The organism is Gelidibacter salicanalis (genome assembly GCF_007997285.1).
GTDB lineage: Bacteria > Bacteroidota > Bacteroidia > Flavobacteriales > Flavobacteriaceae > Gelidibacter > Gelidibacter salicanalis.
The window spans coordinates 109,757-128,940 of the sequence record NZ_VORX01000009.1 but is presented as its reverse complement, the minus strand read 5'-3'; the positions used below and the strand labels follow the sequence as shown (position 1 = coordinate 128,940).

At 36.5% G+C, this 19,184-nt stretch carries 16 protein-coding genes; 3 read left to right on the top strand and 13 right to left on the bottom strand.

Annotation, left to right across the window (positions count from 1 at the left end):
* Nucleotides 1-416: 416 nt before the first annotated feature.
* From lnt to ES711_RS14980, 3 genes are all read left to right on the top strand, one after another.
* On the top strand, nt 417-2,006 hold the full coding sequence (gene lnt, locus ES711_RS14990; protein ID WP_146894115.1) for an apolipoprotein N-acyltransferase: 1,590 nt from the start codon (nt 417-419) through the stop codon (nt 2,004-2,006).
* A gap of 686 nt (nt 2,007-2,692) precedes the next feature.
* Nucleotides 2,693-3,586 (top strand): IS1595 family transposase, encoded by an 894-nt coding sequence (locus tag ES711_RS14985; protein WP_146894114.1) that lies wholly within the window; start codon nt 2,693-2,695, stop codon nt 3,584-3,586.
* A gap of 126 nt (nt 3,587-3,712) precedes the next feature.
* A complete protein-coding gene (locus tag ES711_RS14980) occupies nt 3,713-4,963 on the top strand; it encodes a glycosyltransferase family 39 protein (protein WP_170245282.1) in 1,251 nt (416 codons plus the stop codon).
* Between the two features lie 243 nt (nt 4,964-5,206).
* On the opposite strand, the gene ES711_RS16305 is transcribed toward ES711_RS14980, so the two are convergent.
* The 13 genes from ES711_RS16305 to ES711_RS14915 all read right to left on the bottom strand — a co-directional run bounded on the left by ES711_RS16305 (nt 5,207) and on the right by ES711_RS14915 (nt 19,170).
* On the bottom strand, nt 5,207-5,410 hold the full coding sequence (locus ES711_RS16305) for a hypothetical protein (RefSeq protein ID WP_170245281.1): 204 nt from the start codon (nt 5,408-5,410) through the stop codon (nt 5,207-5,209).
* Nucleotides 5,411-5,416: 6 nt separating this feature from the next.
* A complete protein-coding gene (locus tag ES711_RS14975) occupies nt 5,417-6,808 on the bottom strand; it encodes a sugar transferase (RefSeq protein ID WP_146894112.1) in 1,392 nt (463 codons plus the stop codon).
* 364 nt (nt 6,809-7,172) lie between these two features.
* Nucleotides 7,173-8,204, bottom strand: coding sequence for a glycosyltransferase family 4 protein (locus ES711_RS14970; protein WP_146894111.1), 1,032 nt, complete (start codon nt 8,202-8,204; stop codon nt 7,173-7,175).
* Nucleotides 8,155-9,546 carry an O-antigen ligase family protein gene (locus tag ES711_RS14965; protein ID WP_146894110.1) on the bottom strand — a complete coding sequence of 464 codons (1,392 nt, stop codon included), beginning with the start codon at nt 9,544-9,546 and terminating at the stop codon, nt 8,155-8,157. The genes ES711_RS14970 and ES711_RS14965 overlap by 50 nt, the downstream gene beginning before the upstream one ends.
* 40 nt (nt 9,547-9,586) lie before the next feature.
* Complete coding sequence (locus ES711_RS14960) at nt 9,587-10,660, bottom strand: glycosyltransferase (RefSeq protein ID WP_146894109.1); 1,074 nt, start codon at nt 10,658-10,660, stop codon at nt 9,587-9,589.
* A 362-nt stretch (nt 10,661-11,022) separates the two neighbouring features.
* Nucleotides 11,023-12,153 (bottom strand): glycosyltransferase family 4 protein, encoded by a 1,131-nt coding sequence (locus ES711_RS14950; protein WP_146894108.1) that lies wholly within the window; start codon nt 12,151-12,153, stop codon nt 11,023-11,025.
* On the bottom strand, nt 12,150-13,151 hold the full coding sequence (locus tag ES711_RS14945) for a glycosyltransferase family 2 protein (RefSeq protein ID WP_146894107.1): 1,002 nt from the start codon (nt 13,149-13,151) through the stop codon (nt 12,150-12,152). Before ES711_RS14945 ends, ES711_RS14950 begins: the two co-directional genes overlap by 4 nt.
* A gap of 123 nt (nt 13,152-13,274) precedes the next feature.
* Nucleotides 13,275-13,673, bottom strand: coding sequence for a GtrA family protein (locus ES711_RS16640; RefSeq protein WP_146894106.1), 399 nt, complete (start codon nt 13,671-13,673; stop codon nt 13,275-13,277).
* Nucleotides 13,674-13,716: 43 nt separating this feature from the next.
* Nucleotides 13,717-14,349: a class I SAM-dependent methyltransferase gene (locus ES711_RS14935; RefSeq protein WP_146894105.1), complete on the bottom strand. Its 633-nt coding sequence runs from the start codon at nt 14,347-14,349 to the stop codon at nt 13,717-13,719.
* On the bottom strand, nt 14,336-15,268 hold the full coding sequence (locus tag ES711_RS14930) for a glycosyltransferase family 2 protein (protein WP_170245280.1): 933 nt from the start codon (nt 15,266-15,268) through the stop codon (nt 14,336-14,338). Before ES711_RS14930 ends, ES711_RS14935 begins: the two co-directional genes overlap by 14 nt.
* 77 nt (nt 15,269-15,345) lie before the next feature.
* The gene (locus ES711_RS14925; protein ID WP_146894103.1) at nt 15,346-16,512 is read right to left on the bottom strand and encodes a hypothetical protein; all 1,167 of its coding nucleotides are present in this window, start codon (nt 16,510-16,512) and stop codon (nt 15,346-15,348) included.
* Between the two features lies 1 nt (nt 16,513).
* Complete coding sequence (locus ES711_RS14920) at nt 16,514-18,034, bottom strand: glycosyltransferase family 2 protein (protein ID WP_146894102.1); 1,521 nt, start codon at nt 18,032-18,034, stop codon at nt 16,514-16,516.
* A complete protein-coding gene (locus tag ES711_RS14915) occupies nt 18,031-19,170 on the bottom strand; it encodes a glycosyltransferase family 4 protein (protein WP_146894101.1) in 1,140 nt (379 codons plus the stop codon). Before ES711_RS14915 ends, ES711_RS14920 begins: the two co-directional genes overlap by 4 nt.
* Between the last annotated feature and the right edge of the window lie 14 nt (nt 19,171-19,184).

The following is a 19,184-nucleotide window of genomic DNA, read 5'->3' as shown; positions in this document are numbered from 1 at the left end:
TCGAAATCATGAACAATCTGGAGCTTAAATTCTTCCGAATAAATACGGTGCTTTTTTAAGGTTTTTAAATTTGCTTTCATAAGTTTACACTTTGATTAAAGTGGTCAACCTATATCAGGGACTTACAAAGTTCTTGTTTCAGTTCTCAAGTTTCTTGCTTCTTGCTTCTTGCTTCTTGCTTCTTGGTTCTTGGTTCTTGGTTCTTAATATTTACTGAATGTACATCTTAAGTTTCTTGGTTCTTGGTTCTTGATTCTTGATTCTTGCTTCTTGATTCTTGGCTCTTGGCTCTTAATCCTTGTGTCTTGATTCTTAATACTTACATCTTAATTCTCTGTTCTATATTCTTTGTTCAATATTCTCTTTTCCCCACCCTCCCTATTCCATCCTAAACAATTTGTTTGTAAATTTACCCAATGAAAAACTTCATCTTAGCGCTACTCTCCGGATTTATATTAGCCCTTGGCTGGCCCACTTACGGGTTTCCACTCTTATTATTTATAGGATTTGTACCGTTATTATTGATGGAGCATCGGGTTAGAACCTCCAGTGTAGGGTGGAAAAAATTGGTTGTTTTCGGGTATAGTTATATTGGATTTGTCATCTGGAACTACATCACCACCAATTGGCTACAGTATGCCGACGTATTTGGCGCCAGCTTTGCCATTTTGGTCAACTCCCTTTTGATGGCGCTTATGATGGTGCTGTACCACAGTGTGGCCAAACGAGCAACCCGAAATATTAGTCTGTTGTTTATCATGTGTTTATGGATGGCCTTTGAGAAACTGCATTTGGGTTGGGATTTTTCCTGGCCGTGGCTCAATTTGGGCAATGGGTTTTCAGAATATATTACTTGGATTCAATGGTACGAATATACAGGCACCTTTGGCGGTAGTTTATGGGTGTGGCTCGTCAATATTTTAATGTTCAAAGCCGTATTGACCTACCGTATTGCCAAATCTGTCCAACCACTTAAAAAAGAGGGCATCCTGATTGTGAGTTTGATCGTGGTCCCCATTCTCATCTCGCTAGGGATTTTTCATTCTTATAAAATGGAAGGAACGCCGGTAAACGTGATCGCTTTACAGCCAAATATCGATCCCTATTCTGAAAAATACGATGTACCCAATGAAGCTATCGCCGATTTGCTACTAAAATTAACGGACACCAAAATAAACGCAGAAACGGATTTGATTGTGGCACCTGAAACCGTCTTTGCAGACAATGTAAAGATTAGCCAGTTGGAAGACATGTATTTTAAAAGGAAATTGGATGTGTATCTCTCAGAACACCCGAAGACGAACCTTTTAACCGGTATATCCTTTATCAATTTTATCACTGATAGTGCACAGATCAAGGAACAGTCTAATAAACACAGCAGCGGATTTTGGTATGACGATTACAATTCTGCCATGCTGCTCAACCAAAGTGACAGCGTGCAGTTGTATCACAAATCGAAATTAGTGGTGGGCGTCGAAACCTTACCCTATCCAGAAATCATTAAGCCTCTGATTGGAGACTTCATGATCGATTTAGGGGGCACGCTGGCCATGAAAACCACTCAAGAAGACCGCGAAGTATTTACCACGGATAATAAGAACCTGATTGCAGCGCCAATCATCTGTTATGAATCGGTTTACGGCGAATTTGTAACGGGTTATGTGAGAAACGGGGCCACGGTACTGGCCATCATCACCAACGATGCCTGGTGGGGTGACACCCAAGGCCATAAGCAACATTTAAGTTTAGCCCGGTTAAGAGCCATCGAAACCCGACGTGATATTGTGAGAAGTGCCAACACCGGCATTTCCGCACTGATTAATGCCAAAGGAGAAATCACCTCTTCCTTAGCATACAATACCCAGGGTGCCTTATCTGGTACCTTAATTTCCAATGATAAGATCTCCTTCTACACCCTCGCCGGCGATTATATTGCACGTATCGCCATTTTTGTGGCGCTATTCGTATTTTTGATTACGATGTTTCGACGAAGCAGGGTTTTTTGAGTGTGGAGTTTGGAGTGCGGAGTGCGGAGTGCGGAGTTTGCAGTTTGCAGTTTGCAGTTTGCAGTTTGCAGTTTGCAGTTTAATATAATTTACATCCTACACAAACAACAATTAGCATTAGTTTTCACTTCCATTAAGCCACATCATAATCTGCAAAACAATTACAATAACTAGTGACATTGAAAAGATGGCACAAACAACTTCGACGTCAATTTCAATTTCATCTTCAATTTCAATTTCAACAACCCACCCGTACCGAAAAGCCACGTTCGGGCGGGTCATAAATCATAAATCGTAAAGTGTTACCACAAAACCCCAACCAAAGTAACTTCGTGGTTGCCAAAGCTTATATACACATACGTCTAAGGTAATTTATGTTTATTTTTTGAGGTTTAATTACAATATGCTTGCTGGTCCTCGCTTATTTATAAAATTCTGAAGAAATTTCCACAGACTCGGTCAGTTTTAGTACTTTAGGTGTTTAGCGAATTTAACAATTTTGGTCATTTCTTTTTCCAGCAAATTCAACACAAAGAACTTTAGAGCGTAGCGATTCATTTTTTAAATATAAATATGAAAATAAATTTATTAGATTATTTTTTTGATTCCAAAAGAAGTATATATATAATTCTATAGAGGTCAGTAGTTAAATTCATATCTTTAAAGTCAATAAAAATAAGGATAACATGGATATTTTCAACGGTCAAAACCTTCTCGAGTTCTCTGATCGGTTTAAAACAGACGCAAATTGCAAGAAATACTTAGCTGAAATTAAGTGGAAAGACGGTTTTGAGTGTGTTAAATGTGGGCATAAGAAAGCCCAGACACGAAAGGATTACTCTCGCACGTGTAATATCTGTTCCCATCAAGAATCTGCGACTTCCAACACTTTATTCCATAAAGTAAAGTTTGGTGTTCGCAAAGCGTTTTTCATCACATTTGAAATGGGAACAAGTACTAAGAGTCTTTCTGCTAGTTATATGGGAGTTCGTTATGGTGTGACTGAAAAGACAGCTCGATTGTGGATGCACAAGGTAAGAGAGGCTATGGAGTCCAGCGGCAATAATCCAATGCAAGGAAATGTCCACGTAGATGAATTTGTACTGGGCGGACGAGAAAAGGAAAAAGTTGGTAGGAGTTACAACACCAAGAAAAAGAAAGCCATAACAGCCGTTGAGCTTACAGAAGATGGCAAAGTGAAAAGAATGTATGCAATGCGTATTGAAGATTTTTCAGCACAATCCTTACAGTATATATTTATAAACCACATAAGTCGAGATGCAAAAGTAACCACTGATAAATGGCGAGGTTATAGACCCATTGCCAAAGTATATAATATAACACAGATTGAAAGTAACTCTGGCTTGAATTTTAAAGCGTTGCACACAATGATTCATCAAGTAAAATCATGGATTAGAACAACATATTCTTGGGTCAGCGATTTTAACATAAACAGATATTTTAATGAATTCTGTTTTAGGATAAACCGTTCACAGAGCAAGGCAACAATCTTTAATAATCTAATAACTAAGATGGTTAATAGGGAAAAAGTATATCACAATCAAATTATATGCAACTAACTACTGACCTCTATAATTCTATTTATTACTTCCTTAATTGTAATACCTAATATTGGTAGAGAATCATTATGGCTGGACGAGATTTTTTCAGCAATAGCTGCTGTAAAAACACAATCTCTAATGTTAATGTTTTCTGATTATATTTCAAAAGATGGGAATCCGCCATTATACTATATTCTATTATTTTATTGGGGGAAAATATTTGGTTCGAGTGATATTTCAATTAGGTTCTTAAGCTATCTGTTCACTTTGTTTGGTCTTATTTTTTCATATTTATTTGTAATAAAATATTTCACAAGAAGAATTGCAATTATATTTTTAACGTTATGTGCTTTTACTCCTGGTGTATTATATTTTGCCCAAGAGGCAAGGATGTATGCTTTACTTTATGCGCTGGCTTCAATAGTAAGTGTTATTTATTGTGTTTTTATTATAAAAATTAGAGACAATTTAAAAATCAAAAAAAAATTGACTGTCTATTATTTTGTTGCTGGAGTTTTAATATGTTATACTCATCATTTTGGAAGTCTATTAATATTTTCATTGTCTTCAGTCGCAATTATATATTCATTATTATTAAAAAGGCTCAACTCTACGATAACTATCTTTTTAATTTCTTTTGCTATTGGGGCCACTGCTGTTCTTTGGCTATTTTTTCAGTTTTATTACGTCAATTTCGTAAATCACATTCAAGATGTTTCCTGGTTTAAGAATAATATTATTGGGATTATATTGAATTTCTCAACTCTTTTGGCTTTCAATAAATTTGGTTTATTATTTCTAATATTTTTATTTATTCCATTTTTAATTACGATACCTAACTTTATAAAGATCATAAAAACATATATGATAATTTTACTACCAGTTGTATGGTTGTTTTTAACAGCTTATTTCATTAGCTTAAAAACATTTCTTATATCGGAAAGGTACTTAATCGTATGTATACCTCTAATTCTCCTGTTTTTATCTTTTATTTTTAATGAATTATATAATGACAAGAAACAGTATATTCTTTTATATTTAATGGGATTATTAACAATTTCATCATATAAAAATTACACTTATAAAAAACAAAATTGGAGAGATGCATCAAAGTATATTGAAGGTAATTTTAATTTATCAAAGTGCAAAGTGCCAACAAGGGCTTTGAGCGAAGGTTCTTTTGATAGGACACTGTTTATTTCATACTATTTAGGATCTAACTATTCTTATTCCTCCAACGGCCCTCAAATTCAGGATAATTGCAATTTAATTTATATTGATGGTCATACGAATGAAGAAGCAGTTCGTAAAACACTTGTTAATTATAATATTTCCGTTCCCTATGAAATTTTGAACTTCAACAAAGTTTATATCGTTATAAAAAAGGGGCAATAACATTAATTAAGAAACACTTAAGCACAAATAGACATTTTCACAGAGAATAACTGTATAGATTAAAACTAAATGACAGATTCAAAATTTTACATAACGGAATAATTAGATTCTAAATTAGAATATGCTTTTTTGTTCTTTGCACCAGCTAAGTACAAGCCATTACATTCATTTTCGTGCTAGGAGTTTGGAGTTTGGAGTTTGCAGTTTAATATAATTTACATCCTATACAAACAACAATTAGCATTAGTTTTCACTTCCATTAAGCCACATCATAATCTGCAAAACAATTAAAACAACTAGGGACATCGAAAATATTGCACAATCAAATACGACGTCAATTTCATCTTCAAATTCAATTTCATCTTCATATTCAATTTCAATTTCAATTTCAATTTCAACAACCCACCCGTACCGAAAAGCCACGTTCGGGCGGGTCGCAATTCCCACCTCCCTCTACTGTCCTCTGTAAAACAAGACCGTACTCAAGGTTTTAACCATAATATTAAGATCTAAAAAGAAACTTCTACGCTTAATATAATAAAGATCATATTGCAATTTAACGATGCTATCATCAACAGAGGCCCCATACCTGGATTTCACCTGCGCCCAACCTGTAAGGCCTGGTTTCACAATATGTCTCGTTTCATAAAACGGAATAGTTTGGGCGAGTTTGTTCACAAAATATGGCCTCTCAGGACGAGGTCCAATGACACTCATATCGCCTTTAATGATATTTAAAAATTGGGGAATTTCATCAATCCGACTTCCACGCAAGAATTTTCCAAATTTGGTAATCCTCACATCGTTCTCTTGGGCCCACCGCGCTTCCGCTTCTTCCGCGTTTACAATCATAGTTCTTAATTTGATGATATTAAAAACGGAACCATCTTTCCCAACGCGTTGCTGACTATAAATCAATGGCCCTCTATTACCAATAAAATTACCTATAAGTATAAAAGGCAACATGAGGCTTCCTAAAAACAATCCAACGATAGAAAATAGTACATCAAAAACACGATTAAAGAAGAGGTACAATGTGTTTTGATTACTTCTACTAAAAGGGAAATACGTGTAAAAATCCTTACCTACAAACTGGAAAGGAACCCGGTGGGTGATTTCTTCATACACCTGGGTATATTCCCTAATGACATAACCCCCCTGTAAGAGCAATAGTAAATCACTATAAATGCTGGCGCTAATCATTCCAGAGTTGTAATTGGCCACAACAACTTCAGAGATGTTGTCACGCTCAACGACCTGCACCAAGTCTTGGGACAGATACTCTTTTATCCCGAGGGCTTTATCAAGGCTAATGCCAGATGATTCACAACTGATAAAGCCAATAATTTTATAATTGGGATCGGATTGAAGGAGCGCTTTAACGAAATCGTCCAAAAATGCCACTTCACCAACCAATATGACTTTTTTATAAAATCTTGGTGAAGCCATCAACTTGACATAGGCTATCCGCCATATAAAAATAGCGACCACAATAGTCAGGAAAAAATAGACTATCTGCAGTCGTTTTTCTGGTAAAAATGGTGTAAAAAAAGGAGTAAGAAAGTAAAATAATACGGTTGTAGACACTGTAAATACCAGCGTTTTAAAGGTCGCATCCAACTGGCTCGATTTCTTTAAGTCGTACATTTCAAAGACAGTTCCAAACACGCTAAAATAAAACAGCAATATTAGAATTGCAACACTGTTTTCCCAGCTAATATCGAGATATGCAGCGTCAAATAAGAGAGACAACACCTCCAATCCAAAGAGCATCATAAAAGTATCTACCCCTCTCAGTAAGAGTTTGCGCTCTGACACTTGAAAATGGATGGTTTTATGCGGCATGGATTAGGTAATCTTCAAACGAAGATAATAAGTCTTGACAATTATGCAACACTTTATCGGATTTTAGATAATTAATTAAATTTCAGCAAGCACAAAACGTTTCTGGATAGGTTATTTTGGTCTGTTGTCTGTTCAGTTTTCAGTCCTCAGTTTTCAGTCCTCAGTTTTCAGTCCTCAGTTTTCAGTCCTCAGTTTTCAGTCCTCAGTATTCAGTATTCAGTCCTCAGTATTCAGTATTCAGTTTTCAGTATTCAGTATTCAGTATTCAGTATTAAAATATAGTGCGCCATTTACCATAGCCACTTCCGAAAAATTTCCTTCGCGCTCAACTCTTCTCTATTTTCTCTTCTCTATTTTCTTTTCTCTATTTTCCGTACTCCTTTCTCATCCTCAACACCTCCTCCCAAAGCCCTCTCACCTTCTCCCAATCAAATTGCTCAACTTTGTGTCTCGCGTTTATGGTCATCGTTGCGGTTCGAGAGGGGGCGTCTAATACTGTGCAAATGGCATTTGCCATTGCTATTTTGTCGTTTGGAGACACTAACAACCCCTCGACACCGTCTTTGATCAAATAGGGCATGCCACCCACATTTGTGGACACCACAGGAAGTCCCAGTGCCATGGCCTCAATGACACTCACCGGCGTATTATCGTAATTGGTAGTATTAATAAATACATTATATTCTTTGGATATCGAAATCCAATCAGATTTTAAAAGTTTACCCGTGAAAATAACCTCAACATTTAAGGTATCGGCCAATTTTTTGACTTTAGCCAAACTCCCATCTGTATCCGGGCCTACCATACACAACGTGGCAGGATACCCACGATTCTTAAGTTCATTGAGCACCTGAATGGCCAACTCAGGATTGTAAATTTCGGAAAAGGAACGCACCCATAATAATCGGGGCGCATCAAAGGTTTTTTTATCAAAGGGATAATTTGCCAGGGCAATAGTGTTTGGAATATGCACCACGTTTTGGAAACCATACTGGTTAAAATGTGCCTTTAAGTACAGTGATGGCGAGACATTCACAAACGCATTTTCAAAAAGCAGGTTGCTCAATTTAGGCGAATTCTTTAAACGATGGGGCAAATCGCCCCCGTGAAGAATGGGGATATAGGGCAGCTTCAGGAGTCGGCACAGCTGACTCACCATTACGGCATAATAAAAATTCTGGGTGCTATAGGTGTCAATCAACACCAAATCTGTTGTGTTCTTCGTCCTTAAGGTCGTCCAAAGCATATCCATAAGCCGTAGCGCCTTATTGTCTATACGCGAGGTATAACGGATTTTATAACCACTTTTCGCTAACAAAGGCCCTAAAACAGTGCTGTAACTCGCGTTACGCTGGGAGCTCTGGAGATGGTTTCCGACGTAGAGGAGGTTTTTCATTGGTTACATGTAAAAGTGCGAGCGCATATAAAAAAGCAGGCGCCGCAATCCGCATAGCGGAATGGTTAATGGTCGCGAACCAAAATCCCAAAAAGGAATAAAAAAAGATATTATTACGGTTTGTACTCCTGATATCTAATGGTTTAAAAATTAAAATAACTAAAATTAATACGCCTAATAGGCCATGCTCGGATAGTAAGCGACTAATTTCATTATGAGAAGCGACAATATTGCCATCTTCTTCTAAACGTGCCTGCTTCATACCGCTGGCACCAACCCCTAAAAAAGGATTATCCTTAAACCCTTCAAACTCATGTACAAACAACTCCAAACGGCCTGTAGATATGTCTTTTTTCTCCCTTCCCAAAGCATCCTCATTAGAATAACGGTTGCCCACCAAACCACTCGATTGATTTAAACTAATGGTCCAAGTTGTAAACCCTATCACAATAAGGAGAAACACGGACACCATAATTTGTTGTTTTTGTCGGTATTTAGAGACCCCATAAATAATTACTAAAAATGCTGCAATCATGATTAACGCTCCAAAAACGCCTCCTCTACTCAGGGTTACCAAAGCTCTAAAGGATACCGCCGCCAAAAGCAACATATTAAAAATCTTTAAAAATAAGGTTCGCGATTTTAGAAAAAACCGCACTGTTAAAGCAAACATGCCTAGACCTAGTAAGGTAGATACTTGATTAGGACCAAAACCACCTGATGTGGCAAAATTTGATCCTGTAGAAGTCAGCACCTCTTTAACGCTGGGGTTAAATAGAAACAAATGAGTTGTCATGGTTACAATAGGGTAACTCATACACGCTACTATCTGCAGGAGCACCTCTTTACTGACTTTTTTATTATAACAGTACAATGCTGAAGCTCCTAGGCATACTGGCCCGCTCAACACAAAGGCCACACTAGTTCTAAAATTCAGCTCATAGCCTAAGGTGGTAGATGCCACAACTACAGCCGGAACTAATAAAATGAGATAGATAAAATACGGATACGCTTTACCAGAAATGCCATCATAAAACATCCCCATCCCCATTAATAGTATCACAAAATACTTAGAGAATTCATAAAACAGGCCACCTCCTGTCATTCTAAACAGAGATTCAGCAGCTACAAAATAGGATGCACCGAATAGTACCCAAATTACCTTTTCCCGTTGTGGCGTTACAATGATTTTGAATATAAAAAACCCACAGACCACAGCAAAATACAATGTGGAAAACTCAGGGAGCAGATTGATGAAAATGCCCATAATAATATGCAGCACAATCAATGCGACGTAAGCATCATTGGTAAAGCGATAACGGTAGCGTTGTTTGGCGCTCATGGGACTCAAGTATCAAGGGGATGCAAAATAGTGTAATTTTTTAGAGTTCGGTATAAAACGACATTAATTTCTCTTTTACCGTTAAAGCTGAGAAATGTTTCATGACATGCTGATGAATCAAATCTCCAGTGTGTTGTCGCAAGATGCCATCAGAAATCAAAACCATCAGTTGTTCCGCCAAAAGTTCAGGGTTGTTTGGCGGCACCAGAAACTCACGGCATGCTTCAGGAATAACGCTCACACAATTGCCTACAGAGGTAGCCACAATGGGCAATTGCCCTTGACCGTATTCCAATAGGGCTAATGGCAAACCTTCTGAGGAAGAGGATAAGATTCCAATATCGGCCTGCCCAATAATAGCGTTTGTATCGGAGCAGCTGCCATAAAAATATACCTGCTGCTCCAGATCCAAAGCTGTTACCAATTGATAAACCGAATCTGAATAGCGATCCTTAAAATCCTGACCCACACAATGCAACGTCCATTCAGGGTACTGTTTATGTACCAATTTAAAAGCTTTTAACAAATTATGATGATCTTTCTGAGCCCTCAAATTCGCCAAGCATAAAATCCGCTTCCCAGAAATGCCTTTTAGCTGCGTTACTTTATGCAGATCCTTTTCCTGAACTACAAAATTAGGCAAATAGACTACCTTTTTACAATTCAAATGGCTGTGTGCCCAATTTTTCAAATCGGTATTAACACTTATAATCAAGGAGAAGTAGGTAGAACAGAACTTTAGCACACCATATTTACGATTTTTCAAATTTTCACTGTCGCCGTAATGGTCATGCCAAATAATTTTCAATTTTGGAAGTACCCATTTCATAAGTATTGCCATAAAAAAGGAGGTCGAATGTGCGTGGATAATGTCAATTTTCTCCTCTAAGATATACCGCCTTAATTTGGAAATTGCAGCCCAATCCAATGCACGCTGCTTATTTAAAAACACATACGACACTTCAGGCTTTATAGTCGCTTTCAATAAGCCTTCCTGTCGTGTGGCACAAATATAGGAGCGCTCAACAGTTTCAGAAAGCATATTGGCCATATTGACCGCCATCCGTTCCGCTCCTCCAGCTTCCAAACTATCTATTAATTGCAGAACACGCATAGGTCTATTCTTTAATGTATTAATTATTAGCTAAGGTTATTTTGGATTGCTCATCACGCCATTAGATTTTTAAGATCATCATTACCAGCCTGCCCGCTCCCCGTTAAGAACGCAGCCATATAGCAAATTCTCCCTCATCTCATTCATACCACAACCACCCACTAAAACTGAATACTGCCAACTGAAAACTGCCAACTGAAAACCGCCAACTGAAAACCGCCAACTGAAAACCGCCAACTGAAAACCGCCAACTGAAAACCGCCAACTGAAAACCGCCAACTGAAAACCGCCAACTGAAAACCGCCAACTGAAAACCGCCAACTGAAAACTGCCAACTGAACCCTGCCAATTGACCCCTGCCACTAATAAGAATAAGTTCCCTCTAACACCCTCTTTATATCAGCCTCCAACCGATTAAACGTGTAGTGTTGTGACCATGTTAAAGCCTCTTGGGCCATCCTATTTAAGTCAGCGCTATGTAAGGCAGTCACAATTTGTGAAACTGCCGTTTCCACTTCGGGTGCGATTAAAATGCCTCGGGTGCCTTCGCCGAGCATCCAGCCAACGCAGGAAACAGGTGTTGCAATGGGGATACATCCAAAGAACATGCCTTCGGCAACCGCCTTTGGCCAGCCCTCACTTTTAGAGGGCAGAATATTAAAATGGGCGTCCATTAAAGTGTCCTTAACCACACTTTTATCCTGATTGCCGTAAAGAAAAACAACAGTCTCCAAGCTGTTCTTCTTGACATAGTCTTGCAATTCCGGCATTAAAGGGCCGTCGCCGTACATATGCAAGATGACGGAAATTCCTTTTTTATGCAAGCTCTCGATGATTTGAATGGTCAACAAAGGCCGTTTACCGACCACCAAAGCTCCAGCAAACACAAAACTCAAAGTTTGCTTATAATTCTTAGGCTTAAAGGGGATTTTCTCATCCTCATAATACGTCGCCGAGATAAAAGGCTGAATATTTTTCGTTTCATTTGGCCATTCGCCGTACACCAAGACTTGCATATTGCGAGTCAAAAAAGTGTTGCGCAAGATGGCTTGCTGCAATCTGTAGGTCCAAGGTTGATTGCTCTTCGGATCCCAATTACCCGCATATTTGGTAGATTTCTTTTTATTTGGAAAAAAGATTTGGGCAAAACAGGCTACGAGACTCACGTTTGCAGGACATCTTAAATGGATATGATCGGCTTGATGCATCACTTGGACACATTTAACAAAAATATACGGTACCTTAAAAAGTGTTTTAAAAACAGACGCAAGTCCCAAAATATTAAAATTAGGCACCGGAACAAATGTTAGTTTTTTATGGTGATAAGCGGTATCAATACCCTCTACTTTATTGCTTGGTTTTTTAATACCTACAACAATCAGCTCATCAACGTAATTGCCCCAAAGATTCATTTCATTAACATATGGTGCATAGCCATAATACTGTTGCTTTTTACAACTGTGCTGCACTAATGTAAATATCGCCAATTTCATAAAGTCACTTTTGGTTTGTTAAATACTAAACTTAACCATCCCACAAAGCGACCTGCGGCATCATTTAATGCTTCAGAACGTTTTGTTGTAGTAAAAACATTCATGAGACGGATCGAAAAAAGTAAAAAATGAACTAAATGCCATTTAAGATTCGCTATTAAATGAGGATTAGGGTGTTTTAACCGCCATACATACCAGCCGTTTCTGATAACCATTTTCCCATATTTATACATATTTGGACGACCGCCTGAATCGTGAAAGTGTTCCAGTGTAGCAGACGTAACAATAACATTTTTACCATACTTCTGTGATCTGATTGAAAAATCAGCGTCTTCATATAGGCCATAACCCTCAAAATAAGTGGAAAACTGAATGTATCTAAAAACGGATGCCCTAAAACTGAAAGACATTCCAATCAATAAATCTACTTCATATATTTTATTATTTAAAGGATAGCCACATGTTCTGCCATGCGAAAATTCTGGCATTTGATTGGGTAACATCTCCGATTGAAGATACAGATAGTTTCTCAAACGATTCCTAAGCCCTTCTTCTACAACATAGCCATCTAATTTATAATATTTAAATTTTGAATAGTATGTATTCTTTTCGACTTTTTGCCATCTATTTTCATTAGTAGCCACTCCTCCTACTCCAACGACTGAATTGTGTTTCTCAAACACTGTTATCACTTCTTGAAAATATGCTTCATTCAATTTGGTGTCGTCATCTAAAAAGCAGATCACTTGTGAATGTCGGTTAACTTTTGAAATGCCATAATTGCGTTGTTTAGTCAAGCCACTATGCTGATCATCAACTTTATGATAGACTAAATTTTTAAAAGGCTGCTCTTTTAAAATTTGTTCCGTTTCACTGTTGAGCGAACCGTCAACAATTAGAATCTCATTGGGATAAAGGGTTTGAACGGCTACTGAATTTAATAAAACCAACAAGGCATTCGGACGCATATAGGTGCAGATGATGAGTGTAAAGGTCATTTAAAGTTAGTATATTTTAGCATTAGCTTCAAAACAATTTATCAAGTGGTAATTTACATAATCAAATAAATTTTGAAGAAATTTCAGAAAATTTATATCTTCCAGCATTAAATTGGTTGTGTTTTAATCTTTAAAAACAAACATTTTCGACACCACAAATCTTAGAGGCAACAATATAATAATTGTGATTAGTGTTGAGAGAAGGTAATGGATTTCATATTTAATGCCCAAATTATAAAATAAATTTGCCCATATATAAAAAAACAATAATGAGGCGTAAAATCTCAACATTTTTCTTTTATTGTGATGTGTCTGGAAGAGGTACTTTAATTGCAGTACATAAAGCACAATATACCACGATCCATATGACAAAATAAATGATATCGTTTTATTAATCGAAAAAAAATCAACTAGAATATAAAGTGTTGTAAACACATATAGATAACCAAAAACACTTAGTACAGTATATTTCTTTACTAATTTATAGTTTTCTGATATTAATATGCTCTTTATCTTCTCCATTCAAAATAAATTTTAAAATTTAATCTGGGATTTTTTACCATAATTAAATCTTACGTTTTTCTGCCAAAACAATTGTCCATGGAATAGGAGATTCAACAGCAATGACTTTTCCGAATTTATTTTCAATCAATTTAATTAAGGATGACTTCGACCAATGATTTAGATGTCCCGGCGTATTGCCTAAATTTTTTAAATACTTCAACCTACTCATGTTCAAAAGACGCCATAATGGCTCCCTAGGCACACCCAAAATCAAATAACGCTTGGAAATTCTTTTCAATTCTTCTAAAGCTATTTCAGGATGGTCTAAATGTTCAAGCACTTCTAAAAGGAATACAAGATCTACGCTATCTTTTTCATATTTTAGTTGGTACACATTCTCCTGAAAAACATTCAAATTAGGGTTATTAACCTTTGCCAATACTACTTGTTGTGCTACAAACTCTGATGCAGTAAGATTTGGCACCATTTTCCCTAAACGCATGGTCGATCTTCCTTCACCAGCACCTATCTCGTGTGCGTAAGTAACTTCATATGTTTTAGACAATAATTTTTTAACGGATTTAAAATAGTTACTCACCAAATATTCTGAAATAAAACTTGTGTCTTCATATTTTCCAGAAAAATCTTCTAATTCCGGACGAGCCTTTAGCTTTGAAATCTCAATCTTTTTCATAAGTCTGTCCCTTTATTAATGCTAATATTTTTTCCTGATTATGCCTTATTCGTCCAAGCATATCCGCAAGAAGGGCCAATACTAGAAAGAGGATCGACACCAAAAACAAGATCAGACTAATAATACCAAAAGATTTATAGGGTGTAATACTCTCCGTAAAAATCCAATGAGCGGCTACAAAAGCTCCTAAAAAAAACGAGACTAAAAAAAAACCGAGCGCAACAATCCCAAAAAAGTAAAAAGGCTTATAGTCTCTTAAACATTTTAAACTGATTTTAGAAGTCTTAACGGCATAACTAATTAAATTACTAGCTACCCTTGATTCTCTATCCTCAAAATAGGTGACATTTACTGGAACCTGACTTACACTATAACCTTTATTTAATAAATCTAAAATTACTTCATGGGTATAAGTAAAACTACCATGTAAATTTAAGTTCATTAATGCCTCTCTGGAATAAGCTCTGAAGCCACAGGACGCATCTTGTATCTTTTCTTCTGAGATAAATCCAACAAGTTTATTTACTTGCTTGTTGCCCCAGTATTTTATTAAAGGCATATTTTCTGGCCGTCTATCAAGAAACCTATTGCCGATACAAAAATCGGCTTTACTTTCATTTATTGGAGCAATCATTTCTGCAATTTGATTGACATCAAATTGACCGTCAGCATCAATACTGACCAATATATCAGCCTTTGTTTTTAATGCGTAATCTACGGCCGTAACAAATGCGCTTCCAACGCCTTTATTATGTTTATGACTTAAAACCGTCGCATTTGCCCGCATCGCCTCTCGTTCAGTATGATCTGAACTGCCGTCATCAACCACTAACAAACTAATCTTATCAAAACCAAAAAATTCTTTCGGAATGGAACTTAGAACATTATAAATGGTCTTTGCTTCATTTAAAGCAGGCATGTATATTAATAAATGAGACATAGGATTATTGGTTGGTTAATTGAAATTAGGTAAATGAATCAAAATAAAATACACAGTCAAAGATATTTCCCGATAATTAAATAATCTAATCGTATTTCGTTAATAACATAAACGATGGCAATAATTTTTGAAATTCTCAAAAACCAGGCATCATTAAATTTAAAATCTTTATAAACATAGTAGTATCCTAAATAGAAACACGGTAATAGGACAAGCCAATAACGACTAAAACCAGTTCCTGCAAAAACCAACCCCAGCATTACTAGAATGGTCGCATAAAACATAAACTTTATTCCCTCTGGCTTTTGAGTCTTTATATAACCTAATAAAAATAATCCAATTAGTATAAGACTGGACAGATAATGTCGAAATCCCGTAATAGGCACAAACAAAGAAACAAAAGCAGGAATGCCATTAATCCTACTCACCTCTGGATGTTTTTCCAAGCCTAATCCAGATAAAATATTGGTCATCAATCCTGAATCTTCTTTAAACCGATCAAAATAACTGATCTCACTTAAATTATTTTGCTCAATCAAATACACATATTTAAACCAAAATAGCACTGGCAAGGCGTAAATAACACTATAAAATAAAATCTTTTTTATATGGTTCTTAGTGAAATCATCCGATTTAAAGCAACGGTAATAATAAACAATTACAGCGACTCCCAATACAGTATACAAATAACGTGTCATGGTCAGCAAAAGAAAGAACAATAGCATCCTTTTAAAATTTGACACAGAAATGGCTTTACAATAATAATAGACGAATCCCCAAAAACTAAAAAACAATATGGACTCTGGATACAAACTCGAAAACCATGCAATGCTATGGGTATTCGTTAGGGTCAAAAGCAATATAGATAAAACAATAGATATATTGAGATTTTGTTCTTTTAAAAAAAGATACAAAAATCGAAAGCCTAAAAAAGCCAATAAAATATTTGTACACTTCATTAAGATAAAACCCAATACAGGGTTAGCGAATGTATAGAAAAGAGCAACCATAAAAGGTAAAACTGGAGTTACTGTTGAAGGGTGTTCAAATAGATAATATCTCCCTTCTAAAATATGTTCTCCTATTTTAACATAAGTCAATTCATCGCCATATAAAGGGACTACCAGCGACCTTAATAAAGAAAAAAGGCTTAATAAAACAAACACAATAAGAACTTTGTCCTTTTTGAGCACTTCTAAAAGTTGAATTTCTCTTATATTCATTTCACTTATTTAAAACATTTGCCCAATAGATACTCCGGTCCCACTGCTTATTGAATTTCTTAAAATAAAGCAATGGGTTTTTAACCTCTTGAACAAAGTAATAATTAATGCACAATTGTGTTTTATAACCTAATATTTGCCATTTTGTTTTATTCATTATATTGTTAAGCATCACTGTAGGCGCTGGTTTTGGCCGATCAGCATCATCTATCCAAGGTTGTTTAAAGGTGCTCCTAAATCCGCCTATGGGCGCTTTTAAATGTAAAATTGGTATATGCGGTAAATAAATAATATCCGCACCATTATTTCTTAACTGCATCCCAAAATCGACATCTTCACCGTAACCAAACTCCAGAGCCATATTAAAAGAAACACTTTCTAAATAAGAAGATTTCATAATACTGCATCCTGCACCAAAAGTAGGCCATTGCATAGGCTGCCTTAAATGTTCCACCTCATTTTTCTGTAAATAAGACATTGAAACAACTTCTAAATTAAAAGCAAGCATCTGATTTAGTGTTTGCTCAATGATATGTGCGCCAAATTTATTGTCATCGTCAGCTAAATAAACATAGTCGGAAACCACGTGTTTTAACGCTAAATTCCGGGCATTACAAGCCCCTGTCTGGTGTATAAAATGATGGTCAATCTTAAAAGGCCACGATTCGGAATAAATAAAGTCTAACGCGGTTTTGCTGCCTTCTTCTAGATTTTGCTCCACAATAATGACTTGATGAGGCAGATGGGTTTGTTGAGCTAAATCTTTCAAAACGTCATGCACATAGTTGGCACGTCCAATAGTAGGAATAATGACGTCAATAGATGGTAATCTGGTTATTGCACCTGTCGTTAATGTTTCCAGTAGAATACTGCCTCCGAACTTCCGATTTCTACAAAACAGGCTATACAGAAGGGGCAGCAATGTCAACGTCCGTTCATGCCACAAAAAATTCAAGCTGAGCAACAACACCCAACGGGTTCTGTAATGCTGTTTAACAAAACGAAATAGGGCAAACAGTCCTGCTGGTTTTTCTGTAAACGCAATGGGCTTCCATAACAATTTAGGTTCAGAATAACAAAAGAGGCCATTGGCCATCCCTAGTTTCGCAATAGAATTTAGATCATAATTAAAGTCGCTCGTGAAATTAACATTCTTGAATTTTAAGAGCGTGGATCCAAATATCGCTCCCACAGCTGAATGCATTAGCCATGATGGATATTTTACAGAAGTATTGACATTTATAAATGGGGAATTTTCAACATAGCCAATAGCATCAGGTAAATAAAATCCATTACCGTAGGAGATCATGGTGTTTTTTATTTTAAAGCTATCCGAAATTTCTTCATAATTTACTAATGCTTTACATTCTATCCTGCACCAAACCAAAATCCTGTCGCTATGTCTAGACGAAAGATGCATCAAGGTTTTCAAGATATGATTTTCTTTTACCAAAATGTTCTCTTGACGTTGATGATCAAAAATGGAATCCACTTTCTTATTATCATGGTAAACAATAATCATAGGTTGATCATGCTTTTGTAGAATTCTATATTCTGTTGTACTATAATCGTTGTTGAAAAATTATTGATGACATGCTGTCGTCCTGCTTTTCCAAACGATTCGCATAAGTTAGAATTTTTTAATAATTCACTAATTTTTTCAGCATACAACTCATGCTCCTTAGGGTCTACTGAATATCCTGTTACACCATCAATCATTAACTCATTTGCCCAACCTATGTTCGAACTTATGAGTGCTTTTCCCATGGCCAAGGTTTCCAGCCACGTCATGGGGAAGGCCTCAGCAAAACTTGGCAATACCACTACTTGAGAACTTGCAATATACTCTTGAACCTCAGCATACGGCACTTCCTCCAAATGTCGCACTCTTTTTTTGGCTTCATCAGATAACAAACTCATAAAAAGTGATAGGGTCGAAACCTTTTCAAAAACATCAATGGCATCTTTCCCAACCAGCAAGAGTGTACATTCTGGAACTTTTTTAACCACCTTATTGAATATTTCAGCCAACTCCAATACCCCTTTTTTTCTAATAATGGTTCCAAAATACAATAGTTGACCATGATTGATCGTAAGGTCCAATGGTTTAAAATCATCAGTATTGATGCCATTGGGAATGGTAGCAATTACTTTATTTAATCCAAAAATTTCTTTGGTAAGTGTCCCAGTAAACCTGCTTACTGAAACTATGGCATCAGCACTCTTAAGGGCCCGTTTTTCCAAAATACGATGTTTTGGTTTTTGTTTCCTGCCCTCCAAATGACAAAAATAGCCATCACTCCCATGAAGCCGAATAACAAGCGGTATCTTGAATTCCATAAAAGCAGAAATACCTGTCCAATCTGGAACCTCTATGAGATCTATGAAATTTTTATCAATGTATTTTTGGATGATTTTCTGAAATCGCTTTCGTTCTAAATACCAATTGAAAGCCCAGTGTTTTTGTTTAGAAATACTTATTACCCTTATACCTTTTTCTAAAAAGTCAGCATCATTTTGTTGACCTACAACAAACACAGTTACCTTAATCCCATGAGCAACCAATCCTTGGGCCAGATTTTTAATGCTGGTGCCCAAACCCCCTGTCCGATTGAAAGTTGGGTGTGGATATTCTGGTGTAAGAAAGGCAATATGCATAGTGCTGTTTAAGT

Excerpts from the sequence above, each read along its gene's own strand:
- lnt (WP_146894115.1), top strand. The coding sequence starts at position 417 with ATGAAAAACTTCATCTTAGCGCTACTCTCCGGATTTATATTAGCCCTT.
- ES711_RS14985 (WP_146894114.1), top strand. The coding sequence starts at position 2,693 with ATGGATATTTTCAACGGTCAAAACCTTCTCGAGTTCTCTGATCGGTTT.
- ES711_RS14980 (WP_170245282.1), top strand. The coding sequence starts at position 3,713 with ATGTTTTCTGATTATATTTCAAAAGATGGGAATCCGCCATTATACTAT.
- ES711_RS14975 (WP_146894112.1), bottom strand. The coding sequence starts at position 6,808 with ATGCCGCATAAAACCATCCATTTTCAAGTGTCAGAGCGCAAACTCTTA.
- ES711_RS14970 (WP_146894111.1), bottom strand. The coding sequence starts at position 8,204 with ATGAAAAACCTCCTCTACGTCGGAAACCATCTCCAGAGCTCCCAGCGT.
- ES711_RS14965 (WP_146894110.1), bottom strand. The coding sequence starts at position 9,546 with ATGAGCGCCAAACAACGCTACCGTTATCGCTTTACCAATGATGCTTAC.
- ES711_RS14960 (WP_146894109.1), bottom strand. The coding sequence starts at position 10,660 with ATGCGTGTTCTGCAATTAATAGATAGTTTGGAAGCTGGAGGAGCGGAA.
- ES711_RS14950 (WP_146894108.1), bottom strand. The coding sequence starts at position 12,153 with ATGAAATTGGCGATATTTACATTAGTGCAGCACAGTTGTAAAAAGCAA.
- ES711_RS14945 (WP_146894107.1), bottom strand. The coding sequence starts at position 13,151 with ATGACCTTTACACTCATCATCTGCACCTATATGCGTCCGAATGCCTTG.
- ES711_RS16640 (WP_146894106.1), bottom strand. The coding sequence starts at position 13,673 with ATGGAGAAGATAAAGAGCATATTAATATCAGAAAACTATAAATTAGTA.
- ES711_RS14935 (WP_146894105.1), bottom strand. The coding sequence starts at position 14,349 with ATGAAAAAGATTGAGATTTCAAAGCTAAAGGCTCGTCCGGAATTAGAA.
- ES711_RS14930 (WP_170245280.1), bottom strand. The coding sequence starts at position 15,268 with ATGCCTGCTTTAAATGAAGCAAAGACCATTTATAATGTTCTAAGTTCC.
- ES711_RS14925 (WP_146894103.1), bottom strand. The coding sequence starts at position 16,512 with ATGAATATAAGAGAAATTCAACTTTTAGAAGTGCTCAAAAAGGACAAA.
- ES711_RS14920 (WP_146894102.1), bottom strand. The coding sequence starts at position 18,034 with ATGATTATTGTTTACCATGATAATAAGAAAGTGGATTCCATTTTTGAT.
- ES711_RS14915 (WP_146894101.1), bottom strand. The coding sequence starts at position 19,170 with ATGCATATTGCCTTTCTTACACCAGAATATCCACACCCAACTTTCAAT.